The organism is Psychrobacter sp. 1U2 (assembly GCF_051847575.1).
In genome coordinates, this window is sequence record NZ_JBPYDC010000700.1 from 1 (window position 1) to 891 (window position 891).

Below are 891 nucleotides of genomic sequence, written 5' to 3' on the forward strand. Positions count from 1 at the left end.
GTTGTCCCAGCGCCTTTTCAAAATAATAAGCAGGACCACCGCGATACTCTCCAGTCGTCGCATCTTTTTCTTTATATATCTGCGCTAGTGTCGCCTCGATATAAGCCGTAGTCGCCCCTAAAAACCCAACTACCCACATCCAAAATACAGCGCCTGGTCCACCAAAGCCGATAGCTGCAGCCACGCCTGCTATGTTACCCATTCCCACACGTCCTGCTAACGATAAGGTCAAGGCCTGAAAGGAAGAGATACCATTGCGACTTGCTTTGCTTTTAAATATCAGACGTATCATTTCTCCAAAGAGACGTACTTGTGCAAACCGTGTCACTATTGAGAAGAATAGACCAGCTCCTAAACACAAGTAAATTAGCGCTGAGCTCCAAATGATGCCGTTTATTGTATTGACGAAATCTTCCATGTATCTGTTCCTAATACTGCTTTGCTTAACAGTGTTGGTTTTAACATTGCTATCAAGATAAAGATTAATCGCCTCTTTATCACTATAAATGAACGATGATTATTGTTTTAACTACTTAGTGCGCTATAAATACCGCTGGTATTTAGATGAAAATAACAGCGTATAATTGAGTCACTGCAATTTGGCATAATTTTTAAAATATTACTAGACAGTTTTTTCATCGGTTTTGTTTGGATTAGCATATATTTAAGTGTGATGTCATAAAAATGTGCATGACGATAGTATTCTTTACCATTAAAATACTCCATTCGCTACTGCCTAACACAACAAGCCTACTGCCTTAACCGTTTGCTAACCACACCAATGTTTAGAGTAAGTTATACTAAGCACCTCACTCAACTCGACAACGCATTCAAAAAAACAACAACGGATCGCCCTATGATATTGGATATCTTACTCGTTATTCATTTTAT

1 protein-coding gene is annotated in these 891 nt (G+C 39.1%); it reads right to left on the reverse strand.

Annotation, left to right across the window (positions count from 1 at the left end):
• Positions 1–418: alanine:cation symporter family protein (locus ACS8FD_RS18185; protein ID WP_439276882.1), on the reverse strand; the 418-nt coding region annotated here is incomplete at its 3' end.
• Positions 419–891 lie beyond the last annotated feature (473 nt).